This window comes from Gimesia chilikensis (assembly GCF_007744075.1).
Classification (GTDB): Bacteria; Planctomycetota; Planctomycetia; order Planctomycetales; family Planctomycetaceae; genus Gimesia; species Gimesia chilikensis_A.
Map to the genome: position 1 here is coordinate 5622543 of NZ_CP036266.1, position 20366 is coordinate 5642908.

Below are 20366 nucleotides of genomic sequence, written 5' to 3' on the forward strand. Positions count from 1 at the left end.
CATGCTAGCATATTGATGCGTTCAGTCTGCGCGCCACGGCCACGCTTCAGTTTACGCGTCCCTGGTTCGCTGCACATCACATTCCAGGCCAGCAACAGGCCTGAAGTTCAGAGTGAGGAACGGATTATGCAACGGCGTCAATTTCTGGTCGCGTCCGGTCTCGGCTTTGCCGGGATGACATTCGGCTCTCCCACCCCCGCCGTTTCCGCTGCTCCGGCTCCCACAACCCCAGGCAGAAAACCCGCTAAATCGACGATTCTGTTCTTCCTCTGTGGTGGTGCATCCCATATGGACATGTGGGATATGAAGCCGGAAGCCCCCCTGGAATACCGAGGCCCGTTTCAATCGATTCAGACCTCCGCACCGGGAGTCCACCTCTCCGAGCATCTGCCCCTGCTCGCCAAACAGGCACATCATCTGGCACTGGTCAACTCGGTTGGCGGCACCGTCAACACCAACGATCACCACGCCGGATATTACTACAACCTCACCGGACATATTCCCGATCTGACGTTCGTCACCAAAGGGAACAACCGCACGCCCCAGCCGGACGACTGGCCTTACATGGGTTCCGTGGTCGCCTCCCGGCGTCCCGCGCATCCGAATCTGCCCAACGCCATCTCGCTGCCGCACATGCCCAGCCGCGCCCCGTATACCCGCCCCGGTCAGTTCGCTGCCCGCCTGGGAGTTGAACACGATCCGATGTATATCCAGGGCACACGCGAAGAACCGCTGAAGCTCCGCGGTCCCGCACTCTCGCTGGAAGGGGGCATCACCGCCGACCGGCTCACCGATCGCATTTCCCTGCTCGAACAACTCGATTCCGCCCGGCGACAGTTCGACGACTTCGCCAGCATCTCCACGATGAATCAGCATCAGGAACGCGCCCTGTCGTTGTTAATGTCAGCCCAATCCACCTCCGCCTTTGATGTGCAGCAGGAAAAACCGGCCACACTCGAACGCTACGGCAAAACCATCAACGGCATGAGTCTGCTCGTTGCCCGCCGTCTGGTGGAAGTCGGCGTCCCCTTCATTACCGTCTTCTGGAAAGGCGATCTCAGAGCCCTCGGCAAGAAGTGCAAGAGCGCCGGCAGCTGGGATACTCACGGCAACAATTTCCAGTGCCTCAAAGAAGACCTGCTGCCCGAATTTGACCGGGCCTACTCCGCCCTCATCGAAGACCTCGCCGAGCGGGGACTCATCGATGATACGCTGGTCCTCGTCACCAGTGAAATGGGTCGCAAACCAAAGATCGGCGATCCCCGCTCCGGCGGCAAATCGGGCGCAGGCCGTGACCACTGGACGCACTGTCTCACCGATGTCCTCGCGGGTGGCGGCATTCAGGGAGGCCAGACCTTTGGTGCCAGCGACAAACATGGAGAATATCCCAAAGACAAACCGGTCACCCCCGCCGACATCACGCATACGGTCTACCACGCGATGGGCATTCACGACCTGACCGCCTACGACAAGCTCGGCCGACTCTACTTCCTGCTCGACAAATCCAGACCGATCACCGAACTCTTCTGAGTTCGCCCCGGGATCTGCAGGTTCATACACCTCTTTGCATTCCCGCGCCGTTCTGCTAAATTCCAGCCAGACCGTCAATTAGCGACTGTCCCGAGGCACGCAGATTACCTGCGCGCCACGATTATGGATTATCTTATCAAGTTCTCCCCCTGCAAATGCAGGCCTGTCCAGTGAATTGATTTTTGCCCGAATCTGACCGCAAAATCAGAGATAGATGGGAACAGGATTCGCATCGCGACTATCATCAGTGTGTAACTGGTGCCGAAACACCTGTTCTTCTGCAGGGGAGCATTGTTCCTGCGCACATTCTGCAAATTTAACAGGCACGCCTGCCTCTGCCTGAATGGAAAAGAGTTAAAAGAGTCTATGGCTGAAGTAGAATGGGATCGTCTTGCCGCTGAAGCAAATCGTGAACCGGGTGCGAACTGGAAACGCTGGGGGCCCTACCTCGCAGAACGACAGTGGGGAACCGTGCGCGAAAGTACGGCCGATGGCGATCCGTGGCTCAATTTCACACACGAAGAGGCCACCTGGCGCACTTATCGCTGGGGGGAAGACGGTCTGCTGGGTATCTGCGACCGTCAGTGCCGACTCTGTTTCGGGCTCGCCCTCTGGAACGGCGAAGACCCGATCCTCAAGGAACGTCTGTTTGGACTGACCGGCCCCGAAGGCAATCACGGTGAGGACGTCAAGGAAGCCTATTACTACCTCGACTCAACCCCCTCACATTCCTATCTCAAAGCACTTTACAAATACCCACAGTCAGAATTCCCCTACTCGGAACTCCGCGAGGAAAACGCGCGACGCTCCCGTCAGGAACAGGAATACGAACTCACCAATACCGGCATCTTCGACGAAAGCCGCTACTTCGACGTACAGATGGAATACGCCAAGGCAGCCGACGAAGATATTCTGATTCGCGTCACCATCTTCAACCGCGGACCGAAATCAGCGCCCCTGCACTTCCTCCCCACCTGGTGGTTTCGCAACACCTGGAGTTGGGGACCCACGCTCGATCGCCCCAGCGAAAAACCGAGCATGGAACAGATCGCTGACACCTGCCTGAAAGCAGAGCACGAAACCCTCGGCGAATTCCGACTCTTTACCGATCTCGGTCCCGATGGAGAAACCCCCGACTGGCTCTTTACCGAAAACGAAACCAATACCTGGCGATTTGAAGACCCGAACAGCCGCCGCCCCTCCTGCAAAGACGCCTTTCATCTGGCAGTCGTTGATGGAGTCGAAGGCGTCATCAATCCACGCCCTACAGGCACCAAGGTTGCCGCTCACTTCAAACGCGTCATTCCCGCCGGCGAATCAGTCGAGTTCCGTCTGCGTATGTCTGCCATCGATGAATTACCGGAAACCCCGTTCGGACCGGAATTCGATGAAGTCTTTGCCCAGCGAATTGACGAAGCCGATCGGTTCGCCGATTCCCTGGTCGAACCCGGACTCTCTCCGGACGAGCAGGCGATACTCCGCCAGGCCAATGCCGGTCTGCTCTGGACCAAACAGTTTTATCACTACGTCATTCCCCGCTGGCTCGAAAACGCCGGCAAGGGAAATAAGGAACCGGCCCGCCGTCTGCCTGGCATGCCCAGCCCCCGCAACGCTGACTGGGGACACCTTTACAACCGCAATATCATCTCCATGCCCGACAAGTGGGAATACCCCTGGTACGCGGCCTGGGACCTCGCGTTTCACCTGATTCCGTTCTCCAAGATTGATCCACACTTCGCCAAGGACCAGGCCATCCTGTTCCTCCGCGAATGGTACATGCATCCCAACGGACAGTTGCCCGCTTACGAATGGAATTTCAGTGACGTCAACCCGCCCGTGCATGCCTGGGCCTGCTGGCGCGTCTACCAGATGACCGCATCCAACGGAGATCGCGATCGCAATTTCCTGGAACGCGTCTTCCAGAAACTCCTGCTCAACTTCACCTGGTGGGTCAACCGTAAAGACATCCGCGGCAAACACGTCTTCAGTGGCGGCTTCCTCGGACTGGATAACATCGGAATCTTCGACCGTTCCAAACCACTGCCGACAGGCGGTCACCTGGAACAGGCCGACGGCACCGCCTGGATGGCCTTCTTCTGTTCGAGCATGCTTTCCATCGCCTTTGAACTGGCCGATGGCAATCCTGCTTACGAAGACATGGCGTCCAAGTTCTTCGAACATTACGTCTCGATCGCCGAAGCAATGAACTCCCTGGACGGCACCGGTCTCTGGGACGAAGAAGACGGTTTCTACTACGATCATCTGCACCTTGACGGACGCAGCATCCCACTCAAAATCCGTTCCATTGTCGGGTTGATCCCCCTGTTTACCGTCGACGTTCTCTTTGATGAGACCATCGAAAAACTCCCCGCCTTCCGCAAGCGGATGGACTGGTTCCTGAAAAGCCGCCCCAATCTGCAGAAGTTCATGACCTACATGGAACGCGATTCGGAAACATCCTCAGGCGGCCATCGCCTGCTGGCGATCCCCACGCGCGACCGACTGTTGCGTCTGCTCCGCTACCTGCTGGATGAAGACGAATTTCTCTCTGACTACGGGATTCGCTCGCTCTCCAAGTTCCACGAAGAACATCCGTTCGAATACGAACTCAACGGCGAAATGTTAAGGGTCCAGTATCTGCCCGCCGAATCGGACAGTGGCCTGTTCGGTGGCAACTCCAACTGGCGGGGGCCCATCTGGTTTCCTCTCAACTACCTGTTGATCGAAGCTCTCGAACGCTATCACACTTTCTACGGCAAAACACTCCGCGTCGAATGTCCGACCCGTTCGGGCAACTACATGGACCTGCAGGAAGTCGCCGACGAAATCCGCCGGCGCCTTGCCCGTCTGTTCCTCTCCGACGAAGCCGGCGATCGTCCCAGTTATGCCCGCACCGATGTCCTGCTCAACGATCCGCACTGGCGCGACCTGGTACTGTTCTACGAATATTTCGACGCAGAAACAGGACGCGGACTGGGAGCCAGCCACCAGACCGGCTGGACCGCATTGATCTCTCCCATCCTGGTCACACTGGCAAGTCGCTGTCGGCAACAGTCAGAAGCCGGCCAGCCCGCTACCGCCGAGTAAGCTGACGGAAACGCATCTGCCCTGATTCTTTATCCAGAATTAATTCGACACCCTCATTCCGGATGATTAAGATAAAATCCTGAGTGACATATATCTCTTTTCTAAATGTGTCACCAGGATTTGTCGCAGATCACTTGTGAATGACCTCAACTCAATTCAACCCGGTCATCACTGCTGCGCCTTGACTCTGCTACTGCGGGCACAAAACGTTGAGTGACTCTCATTGTCGATGATTCTCACACTGGATCGCCACGTGAGTCCAGTGTCGTATCTCCATACATACTTCTCGGGAGAAAATCCGATGCGCTCATTTCGATGCTGCCTCTACCTGCTCTGTGTCACGACAATTCCTCTTTCACTTTCCGCAGAAGAGTTCAATCGCACAAAACTGCCGATTGCCCAGCCCCCTTTCAAAGGAAAGATCGGCGTTAAGGCTTCCGAGTCAGTCAAAGACTTTCCCCAGGAGATCAAAGCCCCTAAGGGAGCCCCCAACGTGCTGATCATCCTGACCGATGATGTCGGCTTTGGGGCATCCAGTACATTCGGCGGCCCGATTCCCACCCCCACCTTTGACCGTCTGGCGAAAGCGGGGCTACGTTACAACCAGTTTCATACGACGGCACTCTGCTCCCCCACCCGGGCAGCCCTGATCACCGGTCGCAACCATCATACCGCAGCCACAGGTGGCATCATGGAAATCGGTGTCGGCTATCCCGGCTACAATACGCTGGTTCGCAAATCGTGTGGGACCATCGGACAGATCCTGAAATTTAACGGCTATAATACGTCCTGGTTCGGGAAAAATCATAACGTCCCCGACTGGCATACATCACAGGCCGGTCCCTTCGACCTCTGGCCCGTGGGACTCGGTTTCGAATACTTCTACGGATTCGTGGGGGGAGATACGAGCCAGTGGACTCCCGCCCTGGTGGAAAACACGCGCCCCGTCGAACCACCGGCCAACGACCCCAATTATAATTTCGATGAAGACATGGCTGACCGGGCCATTAACTGGATTCGTATGCAGCACGCTGTCGCTCCCGACAAACCGTTCCTCTGTTATTACGCTACGGGAACCGCGCATGCCCCGCATCACGCCCCCAAAGCCTGGATTGAGAAATTCAAAGGACAGTTTGACCAGGGCTGGGATGAAGTGCGCAAGGAAACACTGGCCCGACAGAAAAAGCTCGGAGTGGTGCCCGAGGGAACCCGACTGACCGAACGCTCAAAAGGCATTCCCGCCTGGGATTCAATGGATGACCGACAGAAAGAATTGTATGCCCGCATGATGGAAGTCTACGCGGCTGCTCTTTCCCACGCTGACCACCAGTTCGGCAGACTCATCGACTCGATTGACGAACTGGGACAACTCGACAATACACTGGTGATCTATATCCAGGGAGACAATGGCGCCAGTGCCGAGGGGAGTGCCCAGGGACTGCTCAATGAAATGACCTTCTTCAATAACATCAAAGAAGATTTCGAAGAGGTTTACCGCCGCAGGGATGAAATCGGCAGCCCGACCACCTTCAATCACTATCCCATCGGTTGGGCGCACGCCATGGATGCTCCCTTCCAGTGGACCAAACAGGTTGCCTCCCATTTCGGCGGAACCCGTAATGGCATGGTCATGTCCTGGCCGGCGCGTATCAAGAACAAGGGGGCCGTCTGTTCCCAGTTTCATCATGTGATCGATATCCTTCCCACCGTTCTGGAAGCCACGCAGCTGCCTGCCCCCGATTCTATCAACGGTATCACTCAGGAACCAATCCAGGGTGTCAGCATGGCCTATACCTGGGATGACCCCCAAGCCCCCTCGAAACGCGAAACACAGTATTTTGAAATGTTCGCTAATCGAGCAATTTATGATAAAGGCTGGATCGCCTGCACGACTCCCACAACGCCGCCCTGGGTCAGCGTGGCAGATCCAGTGGATGTCATCGACGGCTACCAGTGGGAACTCTACAACATCGATGATGACTTTTCAGAGTCCGTCAATCTGGCCGAGAAATATCCGGAAAAACTCAAAGAACTCCAGCGACTGTTCTACATCGAAGCGGTCAAAAACAATGTGCTCCCGCTGGATAATAGTAAAGCCGAACGACTCGACGTGAAAAACCGCCCCAGCCTGACCAGGGGACGCGATACCTTCACTTATTACGACGAAATGCTGCGCATCCCCGAAGGGTCTGCCCCGGACCTCAAGAACAAATCGTTTGGGATCTCTGCAGTCGTTGATATTCCTGAATCAGGAGCAGAAGGACTACTGATGACACAGGGTGGTCGTTTCTGCGGCCTTGGACTGTATGTGCTCAAGGGGAAGCCGGTCTTCCATTACAACCTGTGTGGCGTAGAACGTTATAACGTCGCTGGCAAAGATAAACTCAAGCCGGGCAAGCATGTCATTACCCTCGACTTTAAATACGATGGCGGAGGTGTTGGCAAAGGAGGCCAGGCCACACTCACTGTCGATGGAAACAAAGTCGCTGTCAGCAGAATTCCGCAGACCGTCGGTTACCGCATGTCACTCGATGAAACACTCGATATCGGCGAGGACACAGGCACCCCGGTCAGTGAGGACTACAAAGTCCCCTTCAAATTCACCGGGGACCTCGAAAAAGTAACCATCAAAATCACCGAGCACCCACTCACGGAAGAACAACTGCAGCAATACCGTGAAACCCAGGTCAAAGCAGCCCTCTCGCGGTAACCAGGCAGGGAAAGCAGTTCGGCAGCGGAATTCAGCTGCTGAGGGGCTACTCGAAAGTAAGAGTCAGCCCAACCGCTATAACCGTTACAAACTGACTGACGCCGTTCCGTTTATTCCAGTCTTAACGAAAAAAACATTCAGCAGGTACCGCCAGACGACGAAAAGTATCTAAAGGTTCAGTTTCCTCATACTCTCTACTTTTCGAGAACTACCATGGTCCCAGGCTCAACCAATCTACGCTGGTTCCTGGAACGCAGTCGCTTAACCCTCTCGATCTGCTGCCTGATTTACTTCTGTTGTTCTGCTCCCCGTAGTCGATCTGCTTACGCCGACGATGCGTTTCCAGTCTCCCTCTACGAAGAAATGCAGCAGACAGCCGAGTCTGACCTGCTCTGTACGGAGTCAACCTGCGCTGAGAACACCAGTTCCTGCGTCTCTTGTGATGGGCCCGACTTCTGGTCGCAGACAACGATGACGCAGAACCTGTTTCCCCGTCGCGCCTGTCTGGCTGAGCAGGGAATTACCTTCGATGCCGACCTGATTCAGTACTACATGGGAGTCGCCTCGGGAGGCCGTGAACAGGAATTCCGCTACTCGGGTCACGGCGACTATGTTATGAATATCGACTCAGGCAAGCTGGGCGGACCTCAGGGCCTGTTCGTCAAACTCCGCGCCGAGCACCGTTTTGGCGAAACCATCAACGAAGCAACCGGCGCAATTATTCCCGCGACCCTGGCCCCCGATTTGCCGGTTTCCTACAGTGATGAACTATACCTGACCAACGTTCTGTTTACTCAGATGTTTTCCGAATCGTTTGGTGTCTTCGCAGGGAAACTCGACACTCTCGACGGCGACATGAACGCCTTCGCCCATGGTCGTGGCAAAACCCAGTTCTCCAACACCGCCTTTATCGCGACGCCCATCGGTCTGCGAACCATCGTCTATTCGACACTCGGAACCGGCTTCCTGATCCTCCGAGAAGGCGAACCGATCTTCACCTTCACCGTCCTCAACGCGACAGATACCACCCGCACCAGTGGCTTCGATGAACTGTTCGCCCACGGTGCCGCCATCGTTCCCGAACTGCGTCTCCCCACAAATCTCTTCGGCAAACCGGGTCACTTCCTGTTCGGTGCCAGCTACAGCACTAGATCATTCGCTTCGCTGGAGCAGGATCCCCTGTTCGTTCTGCCCACTGTGCCCATCAGTCGCGAAACGGAATCCTGGTCGTTCTACTGGAACTTCGACCAATACCTGGTGGTCGATCCCGACAATCCGCAGCGTGGCTGGGGTCTCTTCGGCCGTGCCGGGATCGCCGACAAGCAGACGAATCCCATCGAGTGGTTTCTCAGCCTCGGGGTTGGCGGCAGCAGCCCCATTGCCAGCCGCGAAGCAGACACGTTCGGTATCGGCTGGTACTATTCCGCCACCAGTGACCGCCTGACCCCCTTCATTGACAAAGTGCTGGGAGGCGTAGGTGACGGTTACGGCGTTGAACTGTTCTACAACGTGGAGGTCACCAAATGGTTTCACCTGACCACCGACATGCAGGTCATCCGCCCCGCCCGTCAAACCGTTGATACCGCCCTGCTCGTCGGCTTACGTGCCGTGATTGATCTCTGATCATAACGCTCTGAATCAGTTCCGCATCGTTCTTTTCGCTCTCATCCGTGAATCGTCTCTCCCGTTTGCAGATCAATCTGCTCTAAAGCCTCGCCCTGTTCCCCTGCGTCTCCCTGAAGGTAGATCGTCTGTGTATCAATCGACTCAATCAGGTCATTCCATTTTTTTGCTCGGTGCCACACCACTCGCGATTGAGTGACCATAACCAATCCCCCCTCATACTCCACCACCACAGACTCATCAGCCTGGTAAACCTGGGTCGAATAAAAGCCCTGGTCGTCATCAGGAGATCTGAACAGCGGGAATGGCTCATGAATGGTTTGACCGGCAACATCGATTAAAACTGCTCTCCATGTTCCCAGTAACAAAATCCAGTGCTCATCTGGACTGACCTGAGTAACCCCAGTCAATAATGCGTTTCCATGAAACGGGGGCTCTCCTGTGATTTCTCTACAGGTAATAAACGCAAATGAATCAATCACTCGTTCAAATTCACTGTCAGATATTTTTATCGTGCCATGCTCTCGCACAGGTCCCACCAGATCAATCCTGACGGAATCGGTCAGTTCCACGCCACGTTCATCAAAAATGTAATCGGTTAATTCAATCAAGACAGAGGCCTCTGATCTGCGACTTAGGTTACACCATCCCTGTCGAATGACAAATTGGACGGCACATCACTGCATCAGCGACAGCACTATGAAACCAGCCAGGTAAATCACGAGCATCAACAGACTTTCGAAACCGATATTACCCGGGCCATGCTTCTGTCGGTAGATCAATCCGGAAAGCAGAACCACATTCAGCAACAGAGTGATCGTTGTCAGCAGAATTTCGCGTGTCCCCATCCCCGGGCCGTGATAGATCGAACCGCTGAGAAATGCGAAATCGGCAGCCGCGATGAACAGCACATCAAAGAAATTCCCGCCGACCACATCGCTTACGGCCAGCGTCAGTGCGCCGCGCCTGACCGCGGCCAGGCAGGTGACCAGTTCGGGGAGTGACGTCGCCCCCGCCATCAAGAGACCACCGACAATCGGCGCGGAAAGATTCGTTTTATCCTGAATGTTCCCCGCTGCCTCCGCTACCAGGCTGCCACTGATTAAGGTGAGCAAACCTGAAAATACCAGTCCTGTCCACAACAGCCAGAGCCGCTCGTGCTGTGAACCGGGTGCAGGTTCATCGAGTACCGTTTCGGAAGTATGCCGCGGATGCCACATCGGTTCTTCCTGTACGCGATAGGTCAGCCAGAACGCCATCACAGCCCCCGCCAGTAAAAGCAGAGTTGCCGGATGCACGGGCCCGATCACCACATTGGGACTTCCCAGACCGAGCAACACAATCGTGATCAGCAGGATCAGCATGATGGTCTGGATCATCGTCGTGGCCGAAGCAGCCGCATGTTCCAGATTTGCTTTACGATGCAATACATCTGCCAGCGCGAGCACCGTCGTCTGAAAGGCAATGCCTCCCATCGCATTACTCAGCGCGAGCACCGCATGCCCCTGCAAAGCTGCAGTCACAGAAGCAGCCAGCCCGGGTAGCGCGGTGATCAGCCCCAACATAATCGTCCCGGTAATCGCTTCTCCCAGGCCGGTCCGATCTGCCAGCCGATCCGCGTATTCCGCCAGCTTCACTCCCGAAACACCGATCACCACTGCCGCCATGATAAACACGGTGACATCGCCCCAGAGCGGCAGGTTCAATTCAAACATGGTGCAGTGATTCTTTTAGCGAAAGTTCGATAGCAGAATTATTCAGCGCGTCAGGTTGATTTAATTCATTCTCTGTTGTAACGGTTGAGTAGAACTCTGGCAACGCGGCGTCGCATCGACCTCTCGCTTCAGACAGACCTCACTGTGAAGTAGACATGGTCCCTGATTCGTGCAAGCCTTTCTTCGTGGCATCAGAATGACCATTCCCGCGATTGTCCCCGATCACACCCCAGGCTTTCAATTTCCTCTGCAGCGTCCTCACGGAAACTCCCAGTGAGCGGGCCGACTGAGTCCGGTTTCCCCGATAGCGTTTGAGTGTCTGTTCGATCGCCGTGCGTTCCAGGTCTTCCAGCCGGGTCCCTGCCGGAATCGGAATCTGGCCTGAAGTCAGTTGCTCGTCGTGCATCATGTCGGGCAGCTCAGCCAGTGTCAGCACTTCTTCACGCGACAGCACCAGCATACTCTCCAGACAGTTACGCAGCTGACGAATATTGCCTGGCCAGTGGGCATTCCGCAACCAGGCTTCCAGCTCAGGATCCAGCAGCGGCACATCGCGCTGCAGATCGTGGCAAATCTGTTTCAGGAAAAAGTTCACCAGTACCGGAATATCATCCCGTCGTTCTCGTAATGGCGGTAACGCCAGATTAACGACATTCAGCCGATAGAACAGATCTTCGCGAAAGTCTCCCGTCTGTACCATCTGCTGCAATGGATGACTGGTCGCCGCGATGACGCGCACATCCACATCCCGGTCCCGATTACTGCCAATCAGGGTCACACGATGATTCTCCAGCACCCGCAGCAGTTTGGCCTGCGACTCCAGTTTGAAGTCGCCGATTTCGTCAATGAACAGGGTTCCGCCATGCGCTGCCTCAAAACGTCCCACTCGGGATTCACTGGCGCCAGTGAAGGAACCTTTCACGTGTCCGAACAGTTCACTTTCCACCAGGTGTTCCGGCACCGCAGCCATGTTGATCGTAACAAAGGGATGTTCTGCACGCAGGCTGTTACGATGAATCGCCTCGGCCAGCAGTTCCTTCCCGGTTCCTGATTCTCCCGTAATCAATACCGTACTATCTGTTTCGGCGACGCGTTGCGCCCGCTCAAACAGCTGCTGCATCACCTGGGTCGTCCCCACCATCTTTTCGAATCCCACGTAACGCCCCAATCGTGCAGTACCGGATCCGTGATTCTCTTCTACAGCAACACGCGATTGCCGGGCCTGCAGATATCCCTTGACCAACTTGACCAGGGATTCAGGCTGCAACGGCTTGACCAGAAATTCGTCTGCCCCCTCTTTCATTGCGGCGACAGCCGTAACGACATCACTGGTGTGTGACAAAATCAGAAAAGGCACTTCGGGTGCCTGTTGTTTACAGAGATAAAGCAGCTCGAGAGAGATACTGACATCCTCTCCGGTATCACAGAGAATCAGGTCAACCCTCTGCTCCAGATATCGTGATACCTCACTCGGCGCACAGCACTGAGTTTGACAGAAATCCTGTTTTGAAAACCAGTTGTATATTTCTGAGTCTGAAGATTGTTCTTCTGATATGAGCAGTAAATGGTTGTTAGACATGTTTGTTCTCCCCCCTTATGAACAGACTTGCGTTACTTTTCAGTTTCGCAAAGCCCGTGCCATGGAGAATTGCACATATAATCGTTCCTTTTAGCGTTTCTCCACCCTGATTTCGGGCTGGTCAGCAAGCAGCCTGACGGCTCAGCGATCAGTGGGAAAGTCAATCTGACATACCGAAAGTCATAAGTACGGCAATATGACTGCATTCTCTGCAGATTATTGCAAACCAGAGGAAAAATCCCGGGTTGGCATTCCAGTTGCGGCACTCTTTCTCTGAATTTCAATCGAAACCGACAGAAGGGAGGCAGAGCATGAATGATACATCAATAGAAAAACCGGTTATTCTGGTCACCGGAGCAGCCGGGCTGATCGGCACACGACTCGTTCAAGCGTTCTCAGAACAGTTCCAGGTAGTCGCATTTGACGTCAAGCCACTGCCCGAAGAGCAGCATTCCTCAGAATGGATTTCCTGTGATCTGACAGACGATGATTCGGTCGCCCGCGCATTGTCAGACCTCAAGGCTCAGCACGGCAGTAAAATCGCCAGCGTGGTTCACCTGGCCGCCTACTACGACTTTTCCGGCGAGCCGAGCCCGCTCTACCAGGACCTGACCGTAGCGGGAACCCGGCGGCTCTTACAGGGACTGCAGGATTTTGACGTCGAGCAGTTTATCTTCTCGAGTTCTCTGCTGGTACAAAAATCAGTCGACGATGGCGAGCTCATCCAGGCATCGTCTCCCGTCGAAGCAGAATGGCAATACCCCCAGTCCAAGCTGGAAGCCGAGTCCACCATTCGGCAGTACGCCGGATCGATTCCGACCGTCATTCTGCGTCTGGCCGGCGTCTATGATGAGCAGTGCCACTCGATTCCCATCCGTCAGCAGATCTCTCGCATCTTCCAGAAGAAGCTGGAAAGTTATTTCTTCCCCGGCGACAAAACCCACGGCCAGGCATTTCTGCATCTGAACGATCTGGTCGGCTGTTTCAAAGCAGTCATCGGTCATCGCCGTCGACTTCCGGAACACAGCCTGTTCGTCATCGGTGAAGAAGATGTCATGAGTTACGAAGAACTGCAGGAAAAAATCGGACTTTATCTCCATGGGGACCAGTGGCCCGCCATTCGGATTCCCAAAGCAGCCGCCAAGGCAGGTGCGTGGGTGAAAGATCAACTCGCAGCTGACTCGGACGCCCCGTTCATCAAAACCTGGATGATCGATCTGGCCGACCAGAACTATCCGGTCAGCGCGGAACGGGCCCGGGAGCAGCTTGGCTGGGAACCCCGACATCTGCTCCGCGAAACACTGCCCGATATGATCGACGCGCTGCTCGACGATCCCAAAGCCTGGTATGAAGAAAACGGCCTGCCGGTTCCAGATGAACTACCGCAGCTCGAAGCCACGGGAGCCCGGAAATGAGCCAGTTATCGCTCAAAGGGTATCCCGCAGAACAGGCTGACCTTGAGGTCGCAGTTCCGCCGTTCGATTATAACCCGTCCACCTGGAGTCAGCGAATTCCGATCTGCATTCTGGCCAGCATCGCCTTCTTACTGGCAGGGCATATGGCCCTCTTTCAGTGGGGGCTGATTGAAGCCCCCTGGGATCCGGTCTTCGGCGAACAGACGCGCAAGGTACTGACCTCAGATGTCGCTTTGAAAATGCATTACTGGTTCGGAGTGCCGGACGCAGCCCTGGGTGCGCTCGCGTATCTGGGTGATGCGATCTTCGGCCTGGCCGGTTCGACACGTCGCTGGCAGTACCGCCCCTGGCTGGTCATTCTGTTTGGGATCGATGTCATTCCGCTGGGGATCGTCAGTGCGATTCTCGTCGTCTGCCAGGCAACGATTGTCGGCAACTGGTGTCTGCTCTGTCTGATCACCGCTGTCATCTCACTGGTGCTGGTCGTGATGGCTTACGACGAAGTCTACGCCTCACTCAAGCTGCTCTACCGCGTCTGGCAGCGGACACACGACAAAAAAGTGCTCTGGCAGGTACTCTGGGGACGTCCCACAAAAATCGCCGACGAAATCGCCAGTGAGATGGTTCAGAGAACCTGATTTTAAGTAGGGAGAATCGCATGTGGTCGCGCGTTATTGAATTCATGCTGGGTTGCTGGCTCGCTATCAGTCCCTTTATCTTCACTGCAGAAGAACAGGTGGCTGCATTGACGGCTGTGACTTGGGCTTCTGCCCTGCTGGTCATCTGCCTCAGCCTGGTTTCATACTGGCCGCCACTGCGCCACGCACATTTAGCGATCTTCTTCCTCGCGCTGGCGCTGATTGGCTATGGACGTTTCGCCGTCCCGGCTCCCATCCCGCCCGCACTCCAGAATCTGATCATGACTGGCTTATTATTATTGATGTTTGCCCTGGTACCCAACCGTGCCAGTCAGCCTCCCCGCTGCTGGTACAAACAATCTCCGGGGATGTCTTGACTACAGCAACACAACACTTCAGGGAGACAAATCAGCTCCGCGGCTTCTAAGACAGGGTCCGGCCCGGGTGCAACATTTAATTACAACCAATTTTTAAGCGGGTTCACTGAATCAAAGCACGACACACTCGCGCCAAGATCAATGGGCTCTCAGCGCCCGCCCTTTCCAAGGAGTCAGTCATGGCCGCTAATCTTGCTCAAAAGCTCATCCGCTCGCATCTGGTCGAAGGTTCTATGAAACCGGGAGAAGAAATCGGTCTCCACATCGATCAGACACTCACACAGGACGCCACCGGCACCCTGGTCATGCTCGAACTCGAAGCGATGCAACTCGATCGCGTGCACACCGAAGTTTCCGTGCAATACGTCGATCACAATCTCTTGCAGGAAGATTTCAAAAACCCGGATGACCACCTCTTCCTGCAGAGCGCCTGCCAGCGCTTTGGACTCTGGTTCAGTCGTCCCGGAAATGGCGTCAGTCATCCCCTGCACCAGGAATATTTCGGCAAGCCAGGCAAAACGCTGCTCGGTTCTGACAGCCATACCTGTTCCGCCGGCGCACTCGGCATGCTGGCCATTGGCGCAGGCGGACTCGAAGTTGCAATGGCCATGGCAGGTTTTCCGTTTTATCTCAAGATGCCCGAAATCTGGGGCGTTCATCTCACAGGCACGCTCCCCGACTGGGTCAGCGCCAAAGACGTGATTTTAGAAATGTTGCGTCGGCACGACGTCAAAGGAGCCGTGAATCGCATCATCGAATATCACGGTCCCGGTCTGAAACAACTCTCGGCCATGGACCGCCATGTGATCGCGAATATGGGCGCGGAGCTCGGCGCGACTGCCACGGTCTTCCCGGCTGACACAGAAATTCAGCACTTCCTGCACGAACAGGGACGCGCAGAAGATTATTCGGAACAGACAGCAGACGCGGATGCCAGCTACGACATCGAGGATGAAATCGATCTGGGTACCCTGGAACCATTGATCGCCCTCCCCTCCAGTCCAGGCAATGTGCACACTGTCCGCGAACAGGCCGGCGAACCGATCTACCAGGCCTACATCGGTTCCTCTGCCAATCCCGGTTATCGCGACTTCGCCATCGCCGCCGAGATCGTCCGGGGACGCCAAATTCATCCGCGCGTTTCCCTCGACATCAATCCCAGTTCACGCCAGATCCTGATGTCCCTGGTCGAACAGAGTGCCCTGGGCGCGTTAATTCAGTCTGGTGCCCGTATCCACCAGGCGGGATGCAATGGCTGCATCGGCATGGGACAGGCCCCCGCCACCGACCAGATCAGTCTGCGTACCGTTCCCCGCAACTTTCCCGGGCGGAGTGGAACCCGGGAAGACAAGGTCTGCCTGGTCAGCCCTGAGACGGCTGCCGCGTCCGCACTCTCCGGATGCATTACCGACCCCCGTACCCTGGAAATGCCCTGCCCCTCAATCGAGATTCCCCGGGTCCGGACCAGCCGTGACGAACTCTTTCAGGCACCGCCTATGGATGACGACCTCACTCAGTTCAAACTACGCAAAGGACCAAATATTAAATCCATCCCCGAATTTGAACCCCTGCCAGATGAACTTGAGGTTCCCGTCTTACTCAAAATGCGCGATAACATCTCGACGGACGAAATCCTGCCTGCGGGTGCCCGCGTACTGCCTTATCGCAGCAATATTCCCGAAATCAGTAAGTTCGCTTTCGAACAAATCGACTCCAGCTATGCAGAACACGCCCTGCATATCCGCGAAGCGGGCGGTCATTCAATCGTGGCCGGAGAAAATTATGGACAGGGTTCCAGTCGCGAGCATGCAGCGCTCGCCCCACGCTATCTCGGGTTGAGACTGGTCATCGTCAAAAGCTTTGCCCGCATCCACTGGCAGAACCTCGTCAACTTTGGCATCCTCCCCCTCACGTTTGAGAACCCGGACGATTACGCAGAGATTGAGCAGAACGTACTGTTGCATATGGAATCACTCAGGCACCAGGTCGCAGATCAGCCGACAATCCAGGTCCATGTTAACGGTCACTCTACCATCACAGCTCGACATGGGCTCTCAGAACGTCAGCGTGAGATCCTGCTCGCAGGCGGATTGATCAACTGGGCACGTTCGTCCCGGCAGAAACAGGCCTGACAGATATCGGTTATGTATTGCTCAAAGCACATAGTAATACAGGCCCATGCCACTGAAATAAATCAGCAGAATCATGGCCGAATCGTAGCCCATCCCCAAGATGGTCTTATCGCGGCGTTCGAGAATTCCCCAGAGATACAGTCCCGTGCAGATGATTCCCAGCGCTGCCAGAAAACTCGCTGAGGGATCCAGGCTGTCAATAATCGCCCCGTCCCGATACGCCAGGTCGGCAGGTAGAAACAGCGCGACTTCCAGCAGGTTCGTTCCCAGAATATTAGCCACCGCCATACTGTAAGCACCGAAACGGACTGCGGTCCACGTAGTACTGACCTCCGGCAGACTGGTCGCCAGCGCGACCAGCGTCGCACCGATCAGGCTCTGGCCAAGACCACTCTGATCCGCCAGCACTTCCCCCGTCCGCGCCACCACAAATCCACTCACCAGCACACCAGCCGCTGCCAGTACAAAGCGTATCACCAGTTGCCTGGTACTCAGATCACGATATTCGGGATGCGCATCTTTGACATCGCGAGGCGATTCAATCGGCTGTTTATCCTCACCCGTCGGCTCCCAGCGTGGTGCCCCTTCATAACGATGAAATACCCCCAGGCAAAACAGATAGGCCAGAAACAGCAATACGGGCCAGAGCCCCACTCCCCAAACCACCAGCAGTTCCCCGGTCACCAGGGTAATAATGCCGAAGCTCAACATCAGGATCAGAAACACGCCCTGCACCAGTAACGTCGCCTCAGGCGAGAACAGCGTCAGCGGTTTGTTTCGCAGAAAAAAAACATCCAGTGCTGCCAGGACCGCAATCTGCATCACCACGCCTCCCAGCAGGTTGTTACCCGCCATCTCCGCGGCACCAGAGAAAGACGCGCTCAACGTGGTTGCCAGTTCAGGCAGGCTGGTCGCACCTCCCAGTAGCAACGCCCCGGCGAACGCTTTTCCAATTCCCGTACGTTCCGCGATCAAATCTACGTAGTAACTCAGCCTGGAACCACATAACCAGACTCCCCCGGCTGCGAGACTGAACAGGACCATGTTCAACGCCAGCGGATTTGTCTGTAACTCGAACAATGACATTGAGTCAACAACTTCTTTCCAGTTGGAATAACTTAGCTTGCGATCAGACAGACGAACGACCAGAACGAACGCTCAGACAACAGTCCACCCCACCAAAAAACCCGGACAGCCTGTCGCACAGGTGCGACAGACTGTCCAGCCAACTCATCAGGCCCGAGATGAATCCCTGATAAATGAAACTCATCTCTGCTGAAGCAGGGGCATTCGTGGTATTAACCAGCCCTTCCTCAATATCAGCAAAAGCGGTACCGTCGTGGTATGCGTTTTGCACTCTTCTCCGACTGCTACTACAAAAGTTTTCAATCATTTCAGGAGAACGATCATGCAAACGATCTCGACCAAAGAACTCCGCAGCAAAATGCAGCGTAATGAAAAAGGTATTCTGGTCAACACCCTGTCACAGGATGACTTCCAGAAGGCGCATATCCCGAATTCCATGAACATCCCTCAACAGCAGGACGATTTCGTCTCGCAGGTGGAACAGGCGGCTGGCAGTAAAGAACTGCCTGTCATCGTTTACTGTGCGAGCGAGGATTGCGGTTCCTCCGAACAGGCGGCACAGAAGCTGGAAGAGGCCGGCTTCTCGAATGTCTATGACTACGAAGGGGGATCGAAGTCATGGAGCGAAGCCGGAGAAAAGCTCGTTGCAGGAGCGTAATTCGAGTGATCCTTACTGAGTGAGATGCACTGGTTACTCAAATGCCATCAGTAACCAGCGCATCCGGTGATCACTCGTCTTACGCTTTACCGCTGGCCGATGGAAATGTTTCCTGCCAATTCATTCATTTTCATCGGTCAGCTTTTTATTTTAGAACCAACAGGTGAATCAATGAATCAGCAAGAACCAAAACAACAGGAACGTCAGCAGTCGATTGATACACTGCGTGAACTGATCCGTGATATTAAAATCTGCATGCTTACAACCCACTCTTCCGAAGCAGGCTTGAGAAGCAGACCCATGATCACAGCCCGGCACGAGTTCGATGGTGAGCTCTGGCTGTTTACCCACGCCAATGATCCCAAGGTCAAGGAAATCGAGCAGGACCCGCATGTGAATCTCGTCTATTCGGAACCGAGAGAAGATCGCTACATCTCCATTTCCGGCCAGGCTCAGCTCATCCAGAACAAGCAGAAAGCAGAGCTGCTCTGGACAGACAGTCTGAATGAGTGGTTTTCCGGCGGTCCGGAAGACCCCAGCCTGATGCTGATTTGCGTGCATGTCGCAGAAGCCGAGTATTGGGATGCGAATGTGCAAAACCTCTCCGATGCGGTAAGAGCACTTTTCTTCACTTCGACAGCACCGAAACATGATAAGCTGGAATGGTCAGACACACCGTCCTGATCTGATTGAAGCCCAGTCTGCAAAGTCCGGCTGATACAAAAAAGCCCCGGGAAGCAACACAACCTGCTTCCCGGGGCTTTTTTAATTTCATTCAATCATGAGCCGATCATGATGACTGTGAGCGAGGCAGACTTTCTGCATCTACCAGGTCCGATTCGCGTGACTTCTGACTCTGGTCTGCGATCACCGACTTTTCATATTCCAGCAACTGCTCAAACAGTTCTTTCACACGTGGTGCAGAAGAACCGTTTGCCAGCGATTCATACAACTGAATCAATGCCTGGCGAAACCGGATATTCATATCATTCAACTCATCCAGCGTCATATCACGCTGTACCCGAATGGAATCCAGCTGCTCGCGCACATCCTCATCCGGGATGTACTGCAGCCACGTATCCAGTACGCCTTCTGCCACCCGCTTTCCGTATCCGTTCAGCGCGGCCTGCCAGTGCAGCTCATGCGCCCGTAACTCTTTGGAGAGCCATTCCACGCTTTCGGATCGGGATTCCACTTCCACGCGTTCCAGCGCCTGACGCATCCGTTTATGAAAAGACTCGACAAGTCCTAAAATATCTTCGACTTTGCGATATGCCATGATGGGTTCTCCTTAATAATGGACCAGCCAGACTAAGGTGCAATTCATATGCCAGTGTCTGAAATCGCTCATACAGGCACGAGAGCCGCTTTAACAGCCATGATCGCAGAATTCTGGTCGCTCAGCGCCCACCCTGGAAGCTCGTCAGGCAGCGGCAATCCAGCACAGGAACATTAAGAAACAAATTGGAGAGCCACACTGTCATCACGCAAGGATGACGTACCGCGCATAAAAAAAGCTGCTGCCCTTCCAGGCACCAGCCACTCAGCTCCATAAGCGTGCGAATCGCAGTTCCCCGTATGCAGGATGCCTCAGCCCAACGACCTCAGCCCACTTATCGCGAAGTTCGCCCTCGATTATGGAGCTGCCTTCCAATTTAGATATGAGGTACTAACAGCCAGCCTCCTTTCTCACACTTTCAACAGGCGAGGTGGATGACGAGTCCATTCCTCGCAACCCTTTCGGATCCTCATGATCCCTTTTTTCCTTCCATACTTAATACGTTTTCAGGGTGATTTGAGAGAAGAAAATCCGCAC

Annotated in this window: 15 protein-coding genes; 10 read left to right on the top strand and 5 right to left on the bottom strand. The window is 54.9% G+C overall.

Annotation, left to right across the window (positions count from 1 at the left end; translation table 11 throughout):
* Positions 1–126 precede the first annotated feature (126 nt).
* From HG66A1_RS21150 to HG66A1_RS21165, 4 genes are all read left to right on the top strand, one after another.
* Entirely contained in the window at positions 127–1530 is a 1404-nt protein-coding gene (locus HG66A1_RS21150) for a DUF1501 domain-containing protein (protein WP_145188627.1), read from the top strand.
* A 366-nt stretch (positions 1531–1896) separates the two neighbouring features.
* Positions 1897–4617: an MGH1-like glycoside hydrolase domain-containing protein gene (locus tag HG66A1_RS21155; protein ID WP_145188630.1), complete on the top strand. Its 2721-nt coding sequence runs from the start codon at positions 1897–1899 to the stop codon at positions 4615–4617.
* A 301-nt stretch (positions 4618–4918) separates the two neighbouring features.
* A complete protein-coding gene (locus tag HG66A1_RS21160; protein WP_145188633.1) occupies positions 4919–7327 on the top strand; it encodes an arylsulfatase in 2409 nt (802 codons plus the stop codon).
* 213 nt (positions 7328–7540) lie between these two features.
* Positions 7541–8950 carry a carbohydrate porin gene (locus HG66A1_RS21165; RefSeq protein WP_145188636.1) on the top strand — a complete coding sequence of 470 codons (1410 nt, stop codon included), beginning with the start codon at positions 7541–7543 and terminating at the stop codon, positions 8948–8950.
* A 41-nt stretch (positions 8951–8991) separates the two neighbouring features.
* Here HG66A1_RS21165 and HG66A1_RS21170 read toward each other — a convergent pair whose 3' ends face one another.
* From HG66A1_RS21170 to HG66A1_RS21180, 3 genes are all read right to left on the bottom strand, one after another.
* Complete coding sequence (locus tag HG66A1_RS21170; RefSeq protein WP_145188639.1) at positions 8992–9561, bottom strand: hypothetical protein; 570 nt, start codon at positions 9559–9561, stop codon at positions 8992–8994.
* A 66-nt stretch (positions 9562–9627) separates the two neighbouring features.
* Entirely contained in the window at positions 9628–10665 is a 1038-nt protein-coding gene (locus tag HG66A1_RS21175) for a sodium:calcium antiporter (protein WP_145188642.1), read from the bottom strand.
* A 139-nt stretch (positions 10666–10804) separates the two neighbouring features.
* The gene (locus HG66A1_RS21180; protein WP_145188645.1) at positions 10805–12244 is read right to left on the bottom strand and encodes a sigma-54-dependent transcriptional regulator; all 1440 of its coding nucleotides are present in this window, start codon (positions 12242–12244) and stop codon (positions 10805–10807) included.
* Between the two features lie 311 nt (positions 12245–12555).
* Between HG66A1_RS21180 and HG66A1_RS21185 the strand changes: the two genes are divergently transcribed.
* The 4 genes from HG66A1_RS21185 (at position 12556) to HG66A1_RS21200 (ending at position 16806) form a co-directional block, all read left to right on the top strand.
* Positions 12556–13659 (top strand): NAD-dependent epimerase/dehydratase family protein, encoded by a 1104-nt coding sequence (locus HG66A1_RS21185; RefSeq protein WP_145188648.1) that lies wholly within the window; start codon positions 12556–12558, stop codon positions 13657–13659.
* Positions 13656–14297, top strand: coding sequence for a vitamin K epoxide reductase family protein (locus HG66A1_RS21190; RefSeq protein ID WP_145188651.1), 642 nt, complete (start codon positions 13656–13658; stop codon positions 14295–14297). The genes HG66A1_RS21185 and HG66A1_RS21190 overlap by 4 nt, the downstream gene beginning before the upstream one ends.
* 20 nt (positions 14298–14317) lie before the next feature.
* Complete coding sequence (locus HG66A1_RS21195; RefSeq protein WP_145188654.1) at positions 14318–14674, top strand: hypothetical protein; 357 nt, start codon at positions 14318–14320, stop codon at positions 14672–14674.
* Between the two features lie 179 nt (positions 14675–14853).
* Positions 14854–16806: an aconitate hydratase gene (locus HG66A1_RS21200; protein WP_145188658.1), complete on the top strand. Its 1953-nt coding sequence runs from the start codon at positions 14854–14856 to the stop codon at positions 16804–16806.
* 21 nt (positions 16807–16827) lie between these two features.
* On the opposite strand, the gene HG66A1_RS21205 is transcribed toward HG66A1_RS21200, so the two are convergent.
* Complete coding sequence (locus HG66A1_RS21205; protein WP_145188661.1) at positions 16828–17892, bottom strand: sodium:calcium antiporter; 1065 nt, start codon at positions 17890–17892, stop codon at positions 16828–16830.
* Positions 17893–18214: 322 nt separating this feature from the next.
* Here HG66A1_RS21205 and HG66A1_RS21210 point away from each other — a divergent pair, with 322 nt between their 5' ends.
* Together HG66A1_RS21210 and HG66A1_RS21215 are read left to right on the top strand one after the other, a co-directional pair.
* On the top strand, positions 18215–18550 hold the full coding sequence (locus HG66A1_RS21210; protein WP_145188664.1) for a rhodanese-like domain-containing protein: 336 nt from the start codon (positions 18215–18217) through the stop codon (positions 18548–18550).
* A 171-nt stretch (positions 18551–18721) separates the two neighbouring features.
* Positions 18722–19234: a pyridoxamine 5'-phosphate oxidase family protein gene (locus HG66A1_RS21215; RefSeq protein ID WP_145188667.1), complete on the top strand. Its 513-nt coding sequence runs from the start codon at positions 18722–18724 to the stop codon at positions 19232–19234.
* A 106-nt stretch (positions 19235–19340) separates the two neighbouring features.
* On the opposite strand, the gene HG66A1_RS21220 is transcribed toward HG66A1_RS21215, so the two are convergent.
* Positions 19341–19829 (bottom strand): hypothetical protein, encoded by a 489-nt coding sequence (locus tag HG66A1_RS21220; RefSeq protein ID WP_145188670.1) that lies wholly within the window; start codon positions 19827–19829, stop codon positions 19341–19343.
* Between the last annotated feature and the right edge of the window lie 537 nt (positions 19830–20366).

Coding starts and splice junctions, on each gene's coding strand:
- HG66A1_RS21165 (WP_145188636.1), top strand. CDS start 7,541: ATGGTCCCAGGCTCAACCAATCTACGCTGGTTCCTGGAACGCAGTCGC.
- HG66A1_RS21215 (WP_145188667.1), top strand. CDS start 18,722: ATGAATCAGCAAGAACCAAAACAACAGGAACGTCAGCAGTCGATTGAT.
- HG66A1_RS21220 (WP_145188670.1), bottom strand. CDS start 19,829: ATGGCATATCGCAAAGTCGAAGATATTTTAGGACTTGTCGAGTCTTTT.
- HG66A1_RS21155 (WP_145188630.1), top strand. CDS start 1,897: ATGGCTGAAGTAGAATGGGATCGTCTTGCCGCTGAAGCAAATCGTGAA.
- HG66A1_RS21210 (WP_145188664.1), top strand. CDS start 18,215: ATGCAAACGATCTCGACCAAAGAACTCCGCAGCAAAATGCAGCGTAAT.
- HG66A1_RS21180 (WP_145188645.1), bottom strand. CDS start 12,244: ATGTCTAACAACCATTTACTGCTCATATCAGAAGAACAATCTTCAGAC.
- HG66A1_RS21205 (WP_145188661.1), bottom strand. CDS start 17,892: ATGTCATTGTTCGAGTTACAGACAAATCCGCTGGCGTTGAACATGGTC.
- HG66A1_RS21160 (WP_145188633.1), top strand. CDS start 4,919: ATGCGCTCATTTCGATGCTGCCTCTACCTGCTCTGTGTCACGACAATT.
- HG66A1_RS21175 (WP_145188642.1), bottom strand. CDS start 10,665: ATGTTTGAATTGAACCTGCCGCTCTGGGGCGATGTCACCGTGTTTATC.
- HG66A1_RS21195 (WP_145188654.1), top strand. CDS start 14,318: ATGTGGTCGCGCGTTATTGAATTCATGCTGGGTTGCTGGCTCGCTATC.
- HG66A1_RS21185 (WP_145188648.1), top strand. CDS start 12,556: ATGAATGATACATCAATAGAAAAACCGGTTATTCTGGTCACCGGAGCA.
- HG66A1_RS21200 (WP_145188658.1), top strand. CDS start 14,854: ATGGCCGCTAATCTTGCTCAAAAGCTCATCCGCTCGCATCTGGTCGAA.
- HG66A1_RS21190 (WP_145188651.1), top strand. CDS start 13,656: ATGAGCCAGTTATCGCTCAAAGGGTATCCCGCAGAACAGGCTGACCTT.
- HG66A1_RS21150 (WP_145188627.1), top strand. CDS start 127: ATGCAACGGCGTCAATTTCTGGTCGCGTCCGGTCTCGGCTTTGCCGGG.